The 17,386-nt window shown below is 46.8% G+C and carries 19 protein-coding genes; 3 read left to right on the forward strand and 16 right to left on the reverse strand.

All coding sequences use genetic code 11. The annotated features are described in order from the left end of the window. Positions 1–32: 32 nt before the first annotated feature. Entirely contained in the window at positions 33–494 is a 462-nt protein-coding gene (locus F0U83_RS12750) for a methyltransferase family protein (protein ID WP_138986845.1), read from the reverse strand. A gap of 626 nt (positions 495–1,120) precedes the next feature. On the opposite strand from F0U83_RS12750, the gene F0U83_RS12760 reads away from it, so the two are divergent. After that, a complete protein-coding gene (locus F0U83_RS12760) occupies positions 1,121–1,342 on the forward strand; it encodes a damage-inducible protein J (RefSeq protein ID WP_138986844.1) in 222 nt (73 codons plus the stop codon). An 88-nt stretch (positions 1,343–1,430) separates the two neighbouring features. On the opposite strand, the gene F0U83_RS12765 is transcribed toward F0U83_RS12760, so the two are convergent. The 5 genes from F0U83_RS12765 to F0U83_RS12785 form a co-directional block, all read right to left on the reverse strand. Further along, positions 1,431–1,760, reverse strand: a complete 330-nt coding sequence (locus tag F0U83_RS12765; protein ID WP_138986843.1) for a hypothetical protein — start codon at positions 1,758–1,760, stop codon at positions 1,431–1,433. 188 nt (positions 1,761–1,948) lie between these two features. Next, positions 1,949–2,716 (reverse strand): NYN domain-containing protein, encoded by a 768-nt coding sequence (locus F0U83_RS12770; RefSeq protein WP_138986842.1) that lies wholly within the window; start codon positions 2,714–2,716, stop codon positions 1,949–1,951. A gap of 243 nt (positions 2,717–2,959) precedes the next feature. After that, positions 2,960–3,757: a DUF1338 domain-containing protein gene (locus F0U83_RS12775; protein WP_138986841.1), complete on the reverse strand. Its 798-nt coding sequence runs from the start codon at positions 3,755–3,757 to the stop codon at positions 2,960–2,962. 113 nt (positions 3,758–3,870) lie between these two features. After that, positions 3,871–5,049: a lipid-transfer protein gene (locus tag F0U83_RS12780; RefSeq protein WP_211343636.1), complete on the reverse strand. Its 1,179-nt coding sequence runs from the start codon at positions 5,047–5,049 to the stop codon at positions 3,871–3,873. A 21-nt stretch (positions 5,050–5,070) separates the two neighbouring features. Further along, entirely contained in the window at positions 5,071–6,216 is a 1,146-nt protein-coding gene (locus F0U83_RS12785; protein WP_138986840.1) for an acyl-CoA dehydrogenase family protein, read from the reverse strand. A gap of 189 nt (positions 6,217–6,405) precedes the next feature. Here F0U83_RS12785 and F0U83_RS12790 point away from each other — a divergent pair, with 189 nt between their 5' ends. Then, entirely contained in the window at positions 6,406–7,404 is a 999-nt protein-coding gene (locus F0U83_RS12790; RefSeq protein WP_138986839.1) for an AraC family transcriptional regulator, read from the forward strand. A 4-nt stretch (positions 7,405–7,408) separates the two neighbouring features. Here the strand turns inward: F0U83_RS12790 and F0U83_RS12795 are convergent, their stop codons facing one another. Next, positions 7,409–7,888 (reverse strand): hypothetical protein, encoded by a 480-nt coding sequence (locus F0U83_RS12795; protein WP_138986838.1) that lies wholly within the window; start codon positions 7,886–7,888, stop codon positions 7,409–7,411. Positions 7,889–8,123: 235 nt separating this feature from the next. Here F0U83_RS12795 and F0U83_RS12800 point away from each other — a divergent pair, with 235 nt between their 5' ends. Beyond that, on the forward strand, positions 8,124–9,704 hold the full coding sequence (locus F0U83_RS12800; RefSeq protein ID WP_138986837.1) for a fatty acyl-CoA synthetase: 1,581 nt from the start codon (positions 8,124–8,126) through the stop codon (positions 9,702–9,704). Positions 9,705–9,707: 3 nt separating this feature from the next. Here F0U83_RS12800 and F0U83_RS12805 read toward each other — a convergent pair whose 3' ends face one another. The 9 genes from F0U83_RS12805 to narJ all read right to left on the reverse strand — a co-directional run bounded on the left by F0U83_RS12805 (position 9,708) and on the right by narJ (position 17,386). Beyond that, the gene (locus F0U83_RS12805; RefSeq protein WP_138986836.1) at positions 9,708–10,619 is read right to left on the reverse strand and encodes a LysR substrate-binding domain-containing protein; all 912 of its coding nucleotides are present in this window, start codon (positions 10,617–10,619) and stop codon (positions 9,708–9,710) included. 108 nt (positions 10,620–10,727) lie between these two features. Then, entirely contained in the window at positions 10,728–11,957 is a 1,230-nt protein-coding gene (locus tag F0U83_RS12810; RefSeq protein WP_211343635.1) for a molybdopterin molybdotransferase MoeA, read from the reverse strand. Further along, complete coding sequence (moaB, locus tag F0U83_RS12815) at positions 11,954–12,502, reverse strand: molybdenum cofactor biosynthesis protein B (protein WP_138986834.1); 549 nt, start codon at positions 12,500–12,502, stop codon at positions 11,954–11,956. The genes F0U83_RS12810 and moaB overlap by 4 nt, the downstream gene beginning before the upstream one ends. Positions 12,503–12,529: 27 nt before the next feature. Beyond that, positions 12,530–13,222 carry a Crp/Fnr family transcriptional regulator gene (locus F0U83_RS12820; protein WP_138986833.1) on the reverse strand — a complete coding sequence of 231 codons (693 nt, stop codon included), beginning with the start codon at positions 13,220–13,222 and terminating at the stop codon, positions 12,530–12,532. Beyond that, entirely contained in the window at positions 13,223–14,227 is a 1,005-nt protein-coding gene (moaA, locus tag F0U83_RS12825; RefSeq protein WP_138986832.1) for a GTP 3',8-cyclase MoaA, read from the reverse strand. 216 nt (positions 14,228–14,443) lie between these two features. Beyond that, positions 14,444–15,070: a carbonate dehydratase gene (can, locus tag F0U83_RS12830; protein WP_138986831.1), complete on the reverse strand. Its 627-nt coding sequence runs from the start codon at positions 15,068–15,070 to the stop codon at positions 14,444–14,446. 11 nt (positions 15,071–15,081) lie between these two features. Beyond that, entirely contained in the window at positions 15,082–15,903 is an 822-nt protein-coding gene (locus F0U83_RS12835) for a peptidylprolyl isomerase (RefSeq protein ID WP_211343634.1), read from the reverse strand. A 53-nt stretch (positions 15,904–15,956) separates the two neighbouring features. After that, complete coding sequence (gene narI / locus F0U83_RS12840) at positions 15,957–16,631, reverse strand: respiratory nitrate reductase subunit gamma (protein ID WP_138986830.1); 675 nt, start codon at positions 16,629–16,631, stop codon at positions 15,957–15,959. 20 nt (positions 16,632–16,651) lie between these two features. Beyond that, positions 16,652–17,386, reverse strand: a complete 735-nt coding sequence (narJ, locus tag F0U83_RS12845) for a nitrate reductase molybdenum cofactor assembly chaperone (protein WP_138986829.1) — start codon at positions 17,384–17,386, stop codon at positions 16,652–16,654.

Consider the following 17,386-nt stretch of genomic DNA (forward strand, 5'->3'; position numbering starts at 1 on the left):
ATTTACTTAGGAAGGCTCGAATACGCTAAGTTCTACAACCACCGCCGAACTTTCTCAGCATACTCGTTAAACTCCTCTTCGAATTTTTGCAGCATGTACTGCTCTTCAAGTTTAATCTGGAAGCGATTCATATAAGCGACAAAAAGCGGTAACAAAAGAAAAGCCGCAAAGTTCATCAGATAAAAAGCAAACCCAGAAAGCATAAAAAGGAAACCCAAATACATCGGATTCCTACTGATGCGGTAGACACCAGTAACGACCAACCGAGACGACTTATCAGGGAACCGAGGATCAACCGTCGTATTTGCTTTTCTGAACGCAAGCACACCTAAAAATGCAATGGTAATCCCGATTAAGAAAAGCGCGCCCCCAATAGGTATCGCAACCTTCAGATAGACATCAAACTCAGGCAGTAGATAAGATACCGCCCACATACCTAAAGCGGTTAAGATCACTTGGATAACAGGAGGAACACTAAGCTCTAACTGTTTCATAAATTACCTAGCGTCTTCCTGTGCAAGCGTAATGATTGCCTTGATAGCGTTTCTTGCTTGGGGACTATTGTGCCAGCAGGTTGAACCCATCATTTGAGAGATTTGCTTGGTGACAAAAGCCGGATCTTCCCCGACTAACTGCGAGAGTGACGAAAGCCAATTTGCTCCAAACGTGCGATAACGGTCTCACCCACACCTTTGAGCGTAAGCAATTTTTCTTTTTCAGTTGCAGAAAAGCTCATGCCCCAAACCTTACCCATGACAGTAATGGAAACAGTTTTTATTCCCTGCTCTTTTAAATGTGTAACCAACATTTAAGAGCTATTTAAGTATTGCCGATATGGGAATCTATTTTTGAATCCATAGATTGATAAGCTTTGTAGCAATTTATACACATGTAACGCATTACTACAAATCAATTCATGTTAGTAGGAGACATGTTATGGCAACTGCAAACGTAAGGCTAGACCAAGAATGGGTTGAAAATAGTAATCGAGCATTAGCTGTAACTTAGACTCATATATATTAGATGGGTAATACCATAACTCCCTTAAAAGAGGTCCTTACATTGCCCTTGCCTAATGCTGGCGCTAACATTTGTATTCACATCAATTTAGGAGCTACTCATGGACACCCGAATTCAATTTCGCATTAACGACGAAATTAAACGCTTAGCCCAGCAAATGGCTGAGCAGCAACGAAAAGCATTAGCTCACGACGCGTGGTTAACTGAACAAGTCGACTTAGCATTTAAGAAGTTTAACTCTGGAGAAGCTTCATTTATTGACCATGACTCAGCCAAAGCACGAATGGCTGAACGAAAAGCAAAGATTCGTAGCCGGAGCTAACAATGACTCTATGGGAAAAAGAATCGCTGAATGATCGTGAAAAAATACATTGCAAATGCGTAGTCCTTCCGCCCCCTAGATCTAATTACTATGTTTTTTCTTTTGAAAGTATGCTGGCTTTAGTGCATCTTTTCTTCGATATTATGATCAACTTATCTGTTATCTCAAAATTAAGATTTTCGGACGAAGTAACTGCATGGAGAGCTTCTCTCCATGGCACATTTTTTAAGTAAACTGAAGTTACACCTAACTTAGGATCAGGAAGAACAAGGCCTTTGCCCGAGAAGTCTGCAATAATTTTTAGAATTTTACTTGTTTGTGTATCAGTAAAGTTAAGGCTAATGTCACTCCCTTTATCAGACCACGCCGGTGATGATAGGAGCACAGTTATAAAAACTAAACACTTTAAAACATTCATATACAATCTCTCGCTTCCTTGTGTCCATTGTAAACATAATAACTGAGTATATGGCTTCGACCAATAGGTGGTAACTGTACAGGGCCGCAGCAGAAGGTGAATGCCTGTTTATCCGCCGTGGTTGACCCTGCTCCAGTAAGGCTTCGGATGTTCCCTTGACTTCGCCACCTACAGTTTCACCGCGCAGCCTACCTTTCCTTGTCAAGCTTTTTTGGCTGATAGGCAATGATATTTACCGTACCTTTGCCCTTATATTTCTTCATTTCAAAGTCATTACTGAGGCCCTGAATTATTTCAGGTAATTTTGTTGCACCATAGCTTCTGGGGTCAAAATCAGGGGTTGAACGCTTCACAAACGACCCAGCTGATGCAACATTCGCCCAGCCATCATCATCTTGGTACTGTTCCCAAGCCTTCTTTAGCAATGGCACTAACTCCGATGCATTAGTCTTTTCTGAAATATTAGCTAGGTTCGCTATAGGCTCAGGCTCTAAGGAGGATGAAACAGCCTCATCACCAAGGTTTTCGGTAAAAATAAAGTCGTCGCATGCATTCCTAAATGAAATTGGAGTCTTTCTTTCTCCTACACCGAAAACAAAAATTTCTGACTCTCTAAGCCGAGAAGCCAACTTCGTAAAGTCACTATCACTGGAAACTAGAGCAAAAGCATCAAATTTATTGGAATAGAGCAAGTCCATAGCGTCAATAATCATTGATGCATCAGTTGAATTTTTCCCTATTGTATAGGCGAATTGCTGAATAGGCTGAATTGCCAACTCATTTAGGGACTGTTTCCAATTCTTGAGGTATTCGCTAGACCAGTCTCCATAGGCTCTTTTTATTACAATGTGACCATGAGCTGAAATCTCATCTAATATAGCCTTAACTTTTGAATATTGAGCATTGTCTGCATCTATTAGCACAGCCATTTTCTTGTGATCATCCAAATCTTTCATTCAAGCTCCAATCTTAATACACGTGTCCTAACACCTTAATATACAAACTCCATCTATTCGGGCCACCTATTTCCACCTAAGATGTTTCATCCATGACTTTAACCTACTGATTTAACGTACTTGGGGATGGTTTACAAGGCGGCTTCGACCAATAGGTGTTCACTGTACAGGGCCCATATGTAAAAAAGCTGATGCATAACACATCAGCTTTTTCTGTTTTGCGTTGGAGCGATCGGTTAGCGATTACATCGCGTTGGTCGATTCAAAGATTTTATCAGCGTTGGCTTCTACAAACCCTTGATACACTACGCCTTGGTTATCGGCATGGCGTAGGGCGAATTCATAGAAGCAGGTAGGGATTTCGTGTGCTTGGCCACAGCCGAAGGTGAATGTCTGTTTATCCGCCATGGTTGATCCCTGCTCCAGCAAGGCTTCAGGGGTTCCCTTGACTTCGCCACCGACGGTATTTACCGCGTAGCCTGCGGTTTTTACGCGGTTGAGTACTTCGCGAATATCGCTTGTTGTCGTTAGGTGGTTCACACTAACGGTAAAATGGTTACAACGTACGCCTATCGCTAACAGCCAAGCGCCATATTCGCTTTCTGCCATGACCGCGTTGTACTCCTCCCAGCTTGGCATGGACCAATGGCGGCCTGACCAGAACACAGAGGGATCGAGTGTTGCTTCTTGAATTTCGGCTGTATATTTTTTGATGATCTGTTGGCTCGCGTCGCTGAGTTGATCCACCAGCAGTTCGGAGCAAAACACTTTTGGTACGGTTGGGTCGGGATGAATAAAACTGTGGGCGCGTAGCTTTTTCGCTTTAAAGTCATAGCTGTCTTGGCGCTCATAGCCCATCGCTAAAATGATAGGTTCTAGCACATCCAAGCGTAGGGGCGTATCTGCAAAGGTTCGAAACGCCACATGGTCATTAATCACTTCACCATCGGCGGCTTCAAATAGATCGTGTATGACTTGTGCCTGAGGGGTAATACTGACGTAATCACGCCAAAGAGACTGGAAGAACGCGGCTGGTTGCATGATCAAAACTCCGAAAACAGACTACATAGGAATCAATGTAGTCTGGTACGGATTACCTGATTGCGCAAACAATAAAACTTACCGTCAAGAGTAAGATTTATTTACCCATTTAATTATGATGCTTTATAAAGTGTGACTACAGCGGCACCGCCTAACCCCAAGTTATGCTGTAGGGCAACGTTTGCGTTTTCAACCTGTCGATTACCGGCCGCCCCTCGTAAGTGCCAAACCAGCTCAGCACATTGGGCTAACCCGGTTGCTCCGATGGGGTGTCCTTTTGACATTAAGCCACCGGAGGGATTCACCACAAATCGCCCGCCATAGGTGTTATCGCCGTCGTTGATTAAACGTTCGGCTTCACCTGCACCACACATCCCCAGTGCTTCATAGGTGATCACTTCGTTGGGGGTAAAACAGTCATGCAGCTCTATCACATCAACACGGTCTATGCCGATACCTGCTTGTTCATAGGCTTCATTGGCCGCTTTTTGGGTCATTTTTGCACCGATCAGGTCCATAGGGTTTTGCCAACTATCCGCCACATCGGTTGCCATCGCTTGGCCTATGATGTCGACATTCGCCCTGATGCCATGACGTTTAGCGAAAGCATCGCTACACACGATTACCGCCGCCGCTCCGCAGGTTGGAGGGCAAGCCATAAGCCGTGTCAGGTAAGGAGCATAGATCTGTGGGGCGGCCATCACCTCCTCTACGCTAAGCTCATGGGAGAATAACGATAGAGGGTTCAACACGGCATGTTGGCGAGTTTTTACCGCAACTTTGGCAAAAATATCTGGATTGGCACCATAAGTATCAATGTAGCATGTGCCTGCCGAACCAAACATTCTCAATGCCAGCGGCCCCTCGGGGGCTTGCGGGGCGATGATTTCAAGCTGCTTGAGCATCGGATCAAAGGGGGATTCACGATCACTCCAATGGGAGCCCAAAGCGCCCGGCTGCATCTCTTCAAAGCCAAACGCTAAGACGCATTCCGCCGCCCCCGACGCAACCGCTTGCCGTGCTAAAAACAGTGCTGTCGAGCCAGAGGAGCAATTATTGTTCACATTAATAACGGGAATACCTGTCATACCCACCTGATACAGTGCGTTCTGGCCCGATGTGCTATCGCCGTAAATATAACTGGCATAAGCTTGCTGAATAGAACTGTAGGGTAAATTTGCATCGCTTAACGCAGCTTCTACCGCGTGCTTAACCATCTGTTTGTAAGGCAGGTGTTGGCCAGGTTTTGCAAATTTGATCATGCCAACGCCAGCAATTTTTGCATGCTTCATTATTGTCACTCCGTTTATCGGTTAAGCCTGAGATGAGAAGAGACCGCGTGCGATCACCTCTTTCATAATTTCAGAGGTGCCGGCATAGATCGTTTGCACCCGTGCATCCAGATAAAATCGGGAGATAGGATACTCTTGGGTGTAGCCGTATCCGCCAAACAGTTGCAGACATTCATCCACCACGCGGCACTGCATCTGGGTAGCGCTAAGCTTTAAGATAGAGGCTTGTTGGGTTGTCATTTCACTGGCTAAATAGGCCTGCATACATTGCTTGCAATAGGCATCGTTCAACGCAATGTCTGCTTGTATTTCGGCCAGTTTAAAGCGGGTATTTTGAAATTCAGCAATCGGCTTTCCAAACGCTTTGCGTTGCTGAACATAGTCGATCGTCAGAGCCATCGCTCCTTCTGCCGCACCTAACGCCTGAGCCGCCACCCCTAATCGCTCGCGGGGTAGTTCTTGCATCAAGTAAGCAAAACCACGGTTTTCTTCCCCCAATAACGCTTCATGGGGCACTAGCAGATCATCAAAGAAAAGCTCCGTCGTATCACTGGCATGTTGGCCAATCTTTTTAATACCCGGCCCTCTGGAAAAACCGGCCAGCGAGGCATCAACCAAAAAGAGAGAAACACCTTTGGCCCCGGCGTTCAGGTCGGTTTTTGCACACACAATTACAAGATCCGCATGCAATCCATTGGTGATAAAGATTTTTGAACCGTTAATTCTCCACCCTTCGGCTTCTCGGGTGGCGCGGGTTCTTAGGGCAGCCAGATCACTACCTGCCCCCGGCTCAGTCATCGCTATGGCGCCAACGGCTTCACCCGCAATCATTTTGGGTAGCCATTGTGTTTTTTGGTCGTCTGAACCGTAAGCCAGCAGATAAGGCATAACGATGTTAGAGTGAATATTCAATCCACTCGCCAAACCACCAAACCCCATACGAGATACCTCACGCAGGATCATTTGGGATACATCGAACGGTGCCTCAGCCGCACCATAACATTCAGGCATATCGACACCGAGCAATCCCGCATGCCCCAAGATATTCCATAGTTCACGTGGTACTTGGCCTGCGGCTTCCCAGCTTTCGTAAAAAGGCTCTACCTCTTTCTTTAATACTCGAATGGTCATCTCGCGGTAGAGAGGTAATGATTCATTGTCGTTCATGGGTGCCTCTTACTTATTGTTATTTAACCTATGAATGGCGTAAGAGTATCGCGACAACAGCGCCTGTCTGACCATGACAAGAGCAGACGAAACGTTTAACCAAAATGTCCAAACGGGCTACCAATAAGTCACTGGCAGGACAATACACGAAAGAGTATTCTCTAAGATTAGGGTTTTTACGTATTCATTATGAAAAAGAAACTGGTTTCAAATCACTATATTCAGGCAACGCTACGAGGTGCACTTAAAGCAGGGCACTGCATCAACCCATTGCTGGCCCAAGCGGGAATCCCTCCTGAGCTGATGGACAAACCCCGTGCTCGAATTACAGAAATACAACTCGCCAATCTGATAAGAGCAGTCTGGCGTACAACCGGTGATGAGTTTATGGGGCTAACAGCTTCGCCTTGTCATCTGGGGGTATTTGAATTGATGGCCGAGTCGGTTCTGCACAGTAAAACGTTGGGTGGCATGTTGCACCAAAGTGCGCGCTTTTATAATCGTGTGCAAAATGAGATCGCCATTGTTATCCAAGAGCAAGCCGAAACAACCGATATTGAACTCACCCTGCAACACCCTGAATATGACCCTGACCACCTGTTTCAGGAGTACCTGTTATTGATGTGGCAACGTTTTAGTTGTTGGCTGGTAAACACACAGCTCACCTTTATACAAACACGCTTCAATTACCCTCAGCCTCCCCATATTGAAGAGTACCCACCCATGTTTGGAGAGCATTTGCTGTTTTCGCAACCAACTGCCGGGTTCAAACTGCCGACTAAGCTATTAAGCTTACCGATAGTGAGGGATGAAGATGAGCTCGCTCTGTTTCTACGCCAAGCGCCACTGGAAGTTTTACGACGTGTAGGCCATGACAGCTCATTGCATGCTCAAATACGCCGCCTGCTGTATCAAAAAGGGCTTGAACAGCTACCTACATTAGACGAGGTCGCCGACGCTTTTCATATGACCACCCGTACGCTGCGACGCAAGCTCAAAGAAGAGGGTGGCAGTTATCAACAAATTAAAGATCGCCTGCGCTGCGACACCGCAATACGCCTGCTCACTGATGAATCCCTATCTATTGCAGAAATCAGCCAACGCACCGGCTTTACAGAGCAGGCGGCTTTTTGTCGTGCCTTTAAAAACTGGACGGGAGTCGCCCCAAGTGCCTATAGCCGACGCTGATCCCTTATGTTTCGGAATCCGTGTCAACACGCTGCATCATCGCAATGCGTACCTGATCTTTACTCGGAAAGTCATGATACTCTACAGCGCCATCAGCCCCTTGAGTATAGAAACTCTGTAGTTCTTGCCCACGTAATGCGCGTATCCCTTTAGGGCCTACATTAGCGGCAGACAGATAATCCAGCGGCACACTTCCACCCCCTAAAGCAGGCGGTAACGGCAGAACCCCCACACCGAGCTGGCGAACCAGCAATGAACCACCATCCATCAGCGCCTCAAGAAAAGCCATACGATACAGTTCGAAATCACTTTCTGTACCACTGACCGGGCCTTGGTCACCACAACGGTTAACCTCACCAGTTTCAGACACGTAGAATCGTTCCTGCTTTTGCCCATAACTAATGATAACGACCTTGTCACCCGCCAACATCATCAAGGCACCGTCAAGGTACGCCGTACTTGCTTGGAAATGTTCTGTATTCAAACGGACACCTACTTTTTCGTTTAGGTTGTAGATTATTTATATCGTTCTCATCTTAAGGGAGCTATCGGCGAAGAAGAGGCTAGCTTTACGACACAGATCAATTATTCGCTCACTAAGCTGACCGGTTTCGTTAAATGCTTTGGACAGATCTATCATTGTCTCGATCTCCTGACTCATCGAGACTAAATCCATGGCAGTAATGACAAAAACAATAAAATAACAGAGGCCAAATCGTATGCAGACATCTTTATCTTTGCCCTCCTACGTGCAGCAAGCCACCCGAAATACCATTGGCGACGGACTAACACGATCCGCCCTACGCTTTTCTGATCAAGAAGCGGTTGTCTTTGGAAACCGCCGCTGGACATTTCAGCAGTTAGACTTAGCCGTCAATCGCATTGCCAACCGCCTACTCAGCAGTGGGTTGAACAAGGGTGACCGTGTAGCCGCGTATGGAAAAAACTCAGACGCTTACCTTATGCTATGGCTGGCCTGTGCTAAGGCGGGCATGATTCATGTGCCAATCAACTTTGCATTGGTACAGGATGAGCTCAGCTACCTGCTGGCACAATCTGGGGCAAAAGCTGCCTTTGTGGATGACATACTGGCCGATAACCTACGTGCTGTAGAAACAGAAACCGCACTGGAACTAGTCGGCAGCCTGCGTAGTTGCAACGTCCCTGCCGATCATATTGATATTCTGGCAACAGCGCAGGCTCAGGGTGACGATCAACCGCCTCAGATAGAGATAGCCGATACGGATGTTGTACAGATTCTCTACACCTCAGGAACCACCTCCCATCCCAAAGGCGCTATGCATACGCATCGCTCCTTTATGTGCGAGTATAGTAGTTGCATTCAGCACTTAGATTTAAGCGCAGCCGACCGTTCACTCGCCGCACTGCCCCTCTATCACTCAGCACAAATGCATGTGTTTACCATGCCCGCACTGATGGTCGGCAGTGTCAGCTACCTGATGGAAGCACCTGTTGCTGATCAAGTTTTCGATATTATTAGCCGCGAAAAGATCACCTCATTTTTCGCGCCACCTACAGTGTGGATTAGCTTGTTGCGACATGAACTGTTCGATCAATATGATCTTAGCTCCCTACAGAATATCTACTATGGTGCTTCTATCATGCCCGAACCCATCGTGGCTGAATTAGGGCAACGGCTCAACGGCAGCCGTCTCTATAACTGCTACGGACAGAGCGAAATTGCCCCATTGGCAACGGTACTCGGTCCAGACGAACACGCAGGGCGGCTCGCCTCTGCCGGTAAGCCTATCATGTCGGTAGCTACTCGCATTGTTGATCCGGTCACATTGGTCGAGTGCGCACCCGGCGAGCGTGGCGAAATTGTCCATAGATCACCCCATCTTATGGTCGGCTACTGGAATAAACCACAGGAAACCGAAGAAGCATTTGCAGGGGGGTGGTTCCACTCCGGTGACTTAGCCTATGCCGATGAAGAGGGTTATATCTATATCGTAGACCGTATCAAAGATGTGGTGAACACTGGCGGTGTATTAGTGGCAAGCCGCGACGTAGAAGAGGCACTTTACCTACACGAAGCCGTTGCCGAAGTTGCCGTGATTGGCACCCCCCATGAAAAATGGATAGAAGCAATTACGGCGGTTGTTGTACTAAAAGAGGCCTATGATGCATCCGCCGAACTTAAAGAGGCGCTCATCAGACATTGCCAGCAACATTTAGCCGCCTTTAAGGTGCCAAAAGCCATCAACTTTGCCAACTCGCTGCCTAAAAATACTGCGGGCAAGTTACTCAAAAGAGCACTCAGAGAGCAGTTAGGCTAGTCTTCATACTGTTAGGAAGCTGCTAATCCACGTCTTAAAGTGGGTTAGCAGTGGGTCAGCCTCTCGCCCCTCTCGCATAACCAACCAATACCCGGGAAGCAAAGCGGGATTAATCTCGCTCAAAGATTCTTGCCAAAGAGGCATTACTAAACGACCCGACTCGCACGCAGGCAGCGCAGCACGGTCTGATAAAAGCGCAACCCCTAGACCATTTTCAGTAGCCTCTACTTGACTGGCTTGGCTATCTAAAATCAACGCTTGTTGCTCAACTAGCAGATCTAGCCCTAAGGTATTTGCTAGTTTTTCCCATAATGAGAACGACAACTCTGTACATAAAAGCCGGTGATGCTTTAGGTCTTGGGGTGTTTTCAGCGGCATCTGCTGGCTAAGCAGCGAGGGTGCGCACACTAGCCGTTTATCATCTTTTAATAGCAGCTGTTTAGCACTGCTTGGCCACTCTCCCCAACCCCACTGAATCGCACAATCTAAATTGTCCGATTGAAAATCTGGGAACCGAGCAGACGCTGTAACACGGATATCAACATCGGGATAGGCGCTTTCAAACTGGCTCAATGCCGGTAGTAAGCGATGCACAGCAAACCAAGGTGAAGCATTGATGCGAAACTGCCGACGCTGTTGGCACGACTGCGCCTCTTTTATGCCTTGTTCAAGTAGACCAAAGCTACGTTGTGTATATTCATAGAGCCGCTCACCAGCCGCTGTCAGGCGAATCCCCGACGGAAAGCGCTCAAATAGCACCAAGCCCAGCTGCTCTTCTAGCCCTTTCATCTGCAAGCTAACGGCTTGAGGGGTAACACAAAGTACCTCAGCCGCTTTTTTAAAGCTGCTAACCTCTGCAACCACGCCAAAAATGCTAAGGCTTTTTAGGGGTAATCGCCCTTTCGATATATTCAATGCTTCTGTTCACGCCAGTGTTAATCGACCTAACATGCATATTACACTAAGCGATCCATATTTGTGGGTTGTAGAGATATGGAAATATTTTTTCAACGTATCCCCTGATCAGATAGCACCTAATTCAGTAAAGGGTATAAACATATACGAAGCTCCTCTCTCGATAGGATGCAGCTCTGGAATCACTAATAATCCATCCGCCATCACCGCAGAGCTTAAGATCCCTGAACTCTGACTGCGTGCAGGTATTGCCATGAGTCGACCGTTATCGTTAGCAACCGATACCCGCAAAAACTCTTTCCTCTGAACCAACTTATCTCTGTCAAAGCCCGCCAGTACAGGGTAACTTTTTGGTTGCTGTTTATTATGTCCCTGCATCTTCATTAAGTAAGGACGCGCCAGCATTAAAAATGTAACGAGTACGGCCGATGGGTTGCCGGGCAAACCGATAAACGGTGTACCTTTTACTTCGCCAAACGCCAACGGTTTTCCGGGTTTAATGGCTAAACGCCATAGGTTCAGAGAACCCAGTGATTCAACGGCAGCTTTTACATGATCCTCTTCACCCACCGAAACGCCACCACTACTGATGATTACGTCCGCTTTGACTGCCGCTTTCGCTAATGCTTGCGCAGTAGCTTCAGGGGTATCTTTAACAACACCTGGCGTCCATACGTCACAACCTAAGCGGGTGAGTAAACCAGCTAGCGTAAAGTAGTTTGAGTTGTATATTTTACCTTTTGGGCAAGATGCGCCAGGCATAACTAACTCATCACCTGTATTCAGCACAGCAACTTTCAAGCGACGATAGACAGAGACTTCGGCTATGCCAATAGACGCTAAGACGCCTAAATGCTGGGGGGCAAGGAGCGTACCTTGGGCGATAATTTGATCGCCAATGTTGATGTCCTGCCCTGCACGGCGAATATGCTCTCCTTGTTTGGGAAGGGTAGTAAAACGAACACCGTCGTCTTCCAGAATACTCTCTTCCTGCATGATGACCGTATCAGCCCCTTCGGGGATTTCTGAGCCTGTAAACAGACGAACCACCGTGCCCGACTTGATCGCTTCAGCTCGCTGACCCGCAGCTACTCGCTGCGAGATAGGCAAAATCTGCCCTGAAACTATATCCGCATAACGCACCGCATAACCATCCATTGCACTGTTATCCGCAGGAGGCACAGCAATAGAGGAACTCATATCCCTTGCAACTACGCGACCTAGTGCGTGATCCAAGGCGATGATTTCGGTTTCTTGAATAGGTATTGCAGCACTGAGCAATTGTGCAAGCGCACTCTCGAAGGATTGCAATTTCCCTGTATCACACGGGCAATTCATGATCGACCTCCACATGCTGTGGCAGCGTCTGGAATGACCATTTCGACAAAATTACAAGGTCGATGGCGAGCATCAAGTTGCTCAGCTATGATTCGGGTCCATGCGGTTCTACACGCTTTTGGCGAGCCCGGCATACAAAATATTATTTTGCGGTTTGCAATCCCTGCAATAGCGCGAGACTGGATCGTTGACGTACCTATCTCTTCATAGGATAGATGTCGGAACAACTCGCCATATCCTTCCACTTGCTTATCAAATAAGGGCGTTAATGCTTCTGGCGTATTATCTCTGGCGGTAAAACCTGTGCCACCTGTCACTAAAATGATCTGTACCTCTGAACCCGCAATCCAACCTGAAACAACCGCTCGCAGCTGATAAATATCATCAGGTACTATTTTGCGTTCTACGCACCGATGGCCGCTCTCTTCGAGCAACGATTGCAGTGTATCTCCTGATGTGTCGGTTTCTGGTATACGTGTATCCGAAACCGTTAAAACAGCGATATTCAGTGGTTGAAACACAACCCCCTCTTTTGCGTGACCCATACGTCCTCCGCACAATAATGCTTAACATTACTCAATAATGATCAGTCCTTCAGGCTTGCTAACAGTAACGCAACGCCCCTTTACTTCGATAATTCCTTCAGCAATCAAATCTCTAAAAATGCGCGATAGCGTTTCAGGCTGCATGGCTAACCTAGCGGCTATGAGCTGCTTCGCTACCGGTAAATGAATCTGACTTCCCGGTTTCGCATCTTTCCCTATCACATCCATTAAGTACCGGCAGACGCGGTGTCGGGAGTTTTTTAGCGTCAGTGTTTCGATCTCATTAAGGCGCTTATGGAGTCGAAGCGAAAGTGCTCCAAGAATTTTGAAACAACTTTGCGGGGAGGATTCCAACAGCTGACGATAAACCTGATTGTTAAACCCAACTACCGTGGTTTTTTCCAATGCCTCAGCATTCACGGGATAACAGGTGATGCCATCCATAAACATGATCGCTTCTGCCAAAGAGTGACCCTCTTCGATAACTTCAATCACTTTTTCATGCCCCTCTTTTGAGAACCGAAAAAGTTTAATGCTGCCAGATAGCACAATATAAAAGCGCTCGGCCTTATCACCCTGAGAAAAAAGGGTTTCATGAGGTACTAAATCCATTGGCCTTGCCTTCTCAAACAAAGGAGCCAAGGCCTCCTCACCTAATGAACTAAATAGTGGGTGGCAGCGCACTTGATCCAGTGCTTTCACTCTTAAAACTGGGTTCATTTAACCACCCGTCATATTCATAAATCGGACGATCTGAGGTTGATCATCCTGATAGAAACGATGTTCTTTTGGCTTGTATTGCACCGCTTCAACAATGATTTCTTTTAGGCGTTCAATGTCACCAGGATAACGCCGTACAATTGCCCGCAGATCAACAGAGTTCTCTCGGCCTAAGCACAGTAATAACTCGCCCTCGACGGTTAAACGAATCCGGTTACAACTGCCACAAAAATTATGACTATGGGGGGAAATAAAACCGATACGAATATCGCTATCTTGCATTTGGTAGTATCGAGAGGGGCCACCGGTTTTGTCAGCGACTGCTTCAAGGGGAAACTGCTGGTCGATCAACGCTTTCACATCATCACTGGAACAATAAGATTCTTTACGACTATGCGAACTAACAATACCCAGTGGCATCTCTTCGATAAAACTGATATCCACACCCGCTTTACGAGAAAAAGCGACCAAAGAGCCAACTTCATCGTCGTTACGGCCTTTTAGGATCACAGCATTAAGTTTGATTCGCTCAAACCCCGCATCAATAGCTGCTTGTATTCCTGTCAGAACCTGACTCAGCTTCTCACGACGCGTTAATGCAGCAAACCTGAGCGGGTTTAGAGAATCCAAACTGATATTTAACCGCTTCACCCCTGCCCTTTTAAGAGGTATAGCAAACCGCTCAAGTTGAGAGCCGTTGGTCGTCATGGTGAGTTCATCTAACCCTGGCAACTGGGCAAGTTTTTCCGCTAAAGATACGATATCGTGGCGCACTAAAGGCTCACCACCGGTCAGACGAATTTTCTTAACACCTAACTCGCTAAACGCTTGGCCTATTGTCGCCAACTCTTCAAGGGAAAGTACTTGAGACCTAGGCAGAAAACGAACATCTTCTGACATACAATACACACACCGAAAATCACAGCGATCCGTAACAGACATCCTCAGATATTCTATTCGTCGACCAAAGCTATCGCTCAGTTCTAGGAGTGTAGTACTGCTCATAGTCATTCCACCAGTCTTATATCAAGTGGTAGTGCCCACATCTTGGTAGGTTATGGGCACTTTTTAGTTAGCTCTATTATGAGGGTGGTAAGCGCCCCAAAGTATACCTAACAGGTGGTAACTAAAGAGAGCAAAGGGGATACAACGTTGCAAAAAGCTCCTTAATATCAATAAGATGAACATATCTATCTTACGATGCTTAACCACTCAGGCTTTCTAAGTATCCATGCAATAAATATCCGGCACATCCTCAAACCCTGCAATGTCTACATTCAGTTCTTTAATGATGCCGTCTTCAATACTATAGATCCAACCATGCACGGCTAGCTCTTTGCCTTGCTTCCAAGCCCGCTGTACCACTTTGCTATGGCAGATATTCTCTACCTGCTTCATCACATTCAGTTCACAAAGGCGATCCACCCGCTTATCTTCACTCTCTTCAGCACTCAACACCTCCCGATATTCAAACCCGATATCTTTAAGATGACGAAGCCAATTATCGATAAGACCCAGATCTTGGTTGCCCAACGCCGCTTTAACACCGCCACAACCATAGTGTCCACACACGATGATGTGTTTTACTTGTAAAACTTCGACTGCATAGTGCAGGACAGAAATACAGTTCAAGTCAGTATGCAGCACGAGATTCGCTATATTGCGATGCACGAACAATTCACCCGGTAGTAAACCTACGATTTCATTGGCAGGCACTCGGCTATCTGAGCAGCCAATCCATAGATAATCCGGCTTTTGTTGCTGAGAGAGTTCTTTAAAAAAACCCGGGCATTGGGTTTCCATAAAGCGTGCCCACTGCTTGTTGTTGTCCAATAATTCATTCAGCATATAGGTTGCCTTTATTGCATCAGTAAAGAGTCAGCACCTTGAATGGAGATCCCCTCAATACTCGCCTGACCCGCTAACAGCGAAATGTATTGATTGATACTACGACGATAAACCTGATCTTTTAGATAGGTCGCTATTCGATCGGCGACCGCTTCGTAGGGCAACGGCTCACCTTCTACGCGTTTATCAATGCGGACAATATGGTATCCATAGCGACTTTCGACTGGATGAAGGCATAGCCCCTCTTCTTGAGGGAATACCTGACGCTCAAACTCCGGTACAGTTTGACCTTTCTCAAGCTGCCCTAATTCGCCATTTAGCTCTTTAGAGGGGCATGACGAAAAACGCTTAGCCATTGATGCAAAGGACTCTGGATTCTGACGAAGTTCATCGATTATTGTTTCTGCTGTTCTTTTAGCCTCTTCACGATCCACAGGCTCTTTAGGGTCTGCTGCCAATAGGATATGGCTGGCCGCAATCAAGACCGGTGTACGAAACTTTTCAGGGTTTGCTCGAAAATAGCGGTAGCATGTATCTGCATCAGGAATGGGCTGATCCACCTCCTGAGCTAACAACGCACGAATAAGCGCTTCATCTGGCGTCTCACCTGTAAGAACCTCAGTATCAATCTCAAGCTCTTTGGCTCGCTGTAAAAGCAGTTCTTTAACCACTAACGCTGAAGCTGCTTTTTGATGTGCTTCTTCTACACTGGTTGCGCCATGATATTGCATCTCCTGCAGGATAATCGCTTCTTCTATAAGCTGACCATTCACACGTACCCGAGGAAAATCATTGGTGATATCAGACACCATGACCGAGTCAATAAGCTGCATAGTATTCTCCTGACAAAGGGGTAGTTACCTACCCCTCGATTATCATCGGTTTATTAACGCTGGCGGACTATTTGGTAGCTGCGTGCGAAGTATTTCACCGGCACACTCCAAACATGAACTAACCGTGTAAACGGGAAAATAAGGAACAACGTCATACCTAGGAAGATATGTAACTTATAGATAAAGCTGACTCCCACAAGGTAATCCGCTGCACCTCCTTGGAAGGTGACAATACTTTGTGCCCACCCTGCCAACAGCAGCATGACGCTACCATCTAAGTGCCCTAAAGACGCAAAAATGGTAAACAACCCGAGCGTCACCTGAACCAGCAGAATGACAAGCACTAAAATATCAGCAGTCGTGCTGGTCGCACGAATACGAGGATTAAATAAGCGACGTTTCAGCAACATAGCAGCACCTGCTAAACAAGCAATGCCAGCTACGCCACCAATCACTATCGCAATCAGCTGTTTAGTACCTGAGGACATAAATGGCTCGTAAAACGCGTGAGGCGTTAACAAACCGACCAAATGCCCAAAGAAAATTGCCAAAATGCCCACATGGAACAAATTGCTGGCAAGGCTCATCCCTTCACTGCTTAACATCTGGCTTGAGCCTGTTTTCCAGGTATATTGCTCTCGGTCATACCGAACCCAGCTGCCGATCAAGAAAACGGCACCCGCTATATAGGGGTAAATTCCAAAGAGCAAGTCATTTAAATAAGACATTATTCTTCTCCCAGGCTCCCTTAAGAGCCACTAGTTCCAGTGGGTACGTATTGATCAACGATAGGATTGATATGTAAGGGTTGCACTTGCTCCAGTTCACGGCGGCGTTGCGTAATTGCATCACTACCGCAATCCTGAGCTGCCGGCTCAGTAAAGCGCACCATCTCCTCTTCCCATATCTTATCCAGAGCCTCTGGTGTGTGGTCAGGCGTTTCAGATGCTACTTTTTCGGATAGCTCTTCACGCTCGACTTCCACGCCTGATATATCAATTAACGCGGTGAATAAAACCGAATAGAGGCTTTTTCGTTGTTCAAGACGCGCCTCCAACAGGGCAAGGATATGGCTAACGTCTGATAGCCAATGCTGTACCTCTTCGACTGGACGTTTTGATAAATACTCAAGGAATAGAGGGATATAATCCGGCAGTTCCCGCGCATCTATCTGAAAACCGTTATCTTCGTAGACCGCCATTAAATCGACCATCGCTTGCCCACGATCACGTGATTCCCCATGAACATGTTCAAACAACAACAGAGATAAAGAGCGGCCACGATCAAACAGCCCAACGTAACTATCCTGAGCATCCAAAAGATCGGTAGTGCAAAGCTGATCGATTAGCTCAATCAGCGGCGCACGCTGCCCTTCGGGCAGCGCTCCATCAGCACGGATCTCTTCAATCAGATCCTGTCGGACTTCGAACAACTCAGCGCTGGGATAGTCCATCAATAATGAGATCACTTTAAGACTACGCAT

It is taken from the genome of Neptunomonas concharum (assembly GCF_008630635.1).
In the GTDB taxonomy this organism is placed as follows: domain Bacteria; phylum Pseudomonadota; class Gammaproteobacteria; order Pseudomonadales; family Balneatricaceae; genus Neptunomonas; species Neptunomonas concharum.

Coding starts and splice junctions, on each gene's coding strand:
- F0U83_RS12820 (WP_138986833.1), bottom strand. CDS start 13,222: ATGAACCCAGTTTTAAGAGTGAAAGCACTGGATCAAGTGCGCTGCCAC.
- F0U83_RS12760 (WP_138986844.1), top strand. CDS start 1,121: ATGGACACCCGAATTCAATTTCGCATTAACGACGAAATTAAACGCTTA.
- moaB (WP_138986834.1), bottom strand. CDS start 12,502: ATGGGTCACGCAAAAGAGGGGGTTGTGTTTCAACCACTGAATATCGCT.
- moaA (WP_138986832.1), bottom strand. CDS start 14,227: ATGAGCAGTACTACACTCCTAGAACTGAGCGATAGCTTTGGTCGACGA.
- F0U83_RS12775 (WP_138986841.1), bottom strand. CDS start 3,757: ATGCAACCAGCCGCGTTCTTCCAGTCTCTTTGGCGTGATTACGTCAGT.
- F0U83_RS12790 (WP_138986839.1), top strand. CDS start 6,406: ATGAAAAAGAAACTGGTTTCAAATCACTATATTCAGGCAACGCTACGA.
- narI (WP_138986830.1), bottom strand. CDS start 16,631: ATGTCTTATTTAAATGACTTGCTCTTTGGAATTTACCCCTATATAGCG.
- can (WP_138986831.1), bottom strand. CDS start 15,070: ATGCTGAATGAATTATTGGACAACAACAAGCAGTGGGCACGCTTTATG.
- narJ (WP_138986829.1), bottom strand. CDS start 17,386: ATGCGTAGTCTTAAAGTGATCTCATTATTGATGGACTATCCCAGCGCT.
- F0U83_RS12835 (WP_211343634.1), bottom strand. CDS start 15,903: ATGCAGCTTATTGACTCGGTCATGGTGTCTGATATCACCAATGATTTT.
- F0U83_RS12810 (WP_211343635.1), bottom strand. CDS start 11,957: ATGAATTGCCCGTGTGATACAGGGAAATTGCAATCCTTCGAGAGTGCG.
- F0U83_RS12800 (WP_138986837.1), top strand. CDS start 8,124: ATGCAGACATCTTTATCTTTGCCCTCCTACGTGCAGCAAGCCACCCGA.
- F0U83_RS12785 (WP_138986840.1), bottom strand. CDS start 6,216: ATGAACGACAATGAATCATTACCTCTCTACCGCGAGATGACCATTCGA.
- F0U83_RS12770 (WP_138986842.1), bottom strand. CDS start 2,716: ATGAAAGATTTGGATGATCACAAGAAAATGGCTGTGCTAATAGATGCA.
- F0U83_RS12750 (WP_138986845.1), bottom strand. CDS start 494: ATGAAACAGTTAGAGCTTAGTGTTCCTCCTGTTATCCAAGTGATCTTA.
- F0U83_RS12780 (WP_211343636.1), bottom strand. CDS start 5,049: ATGAAGCATGCAAAAATTGCTGGCGTTGGCATGATCAAATTTGCAAAA.
- F0U83_RS12765 (WP_138986843.1), bottom strand. CDS start 1,760: ATGAATGTTTTAAAGTGTTTAGTTTTTATAACTGTGCTCCTATCATCA.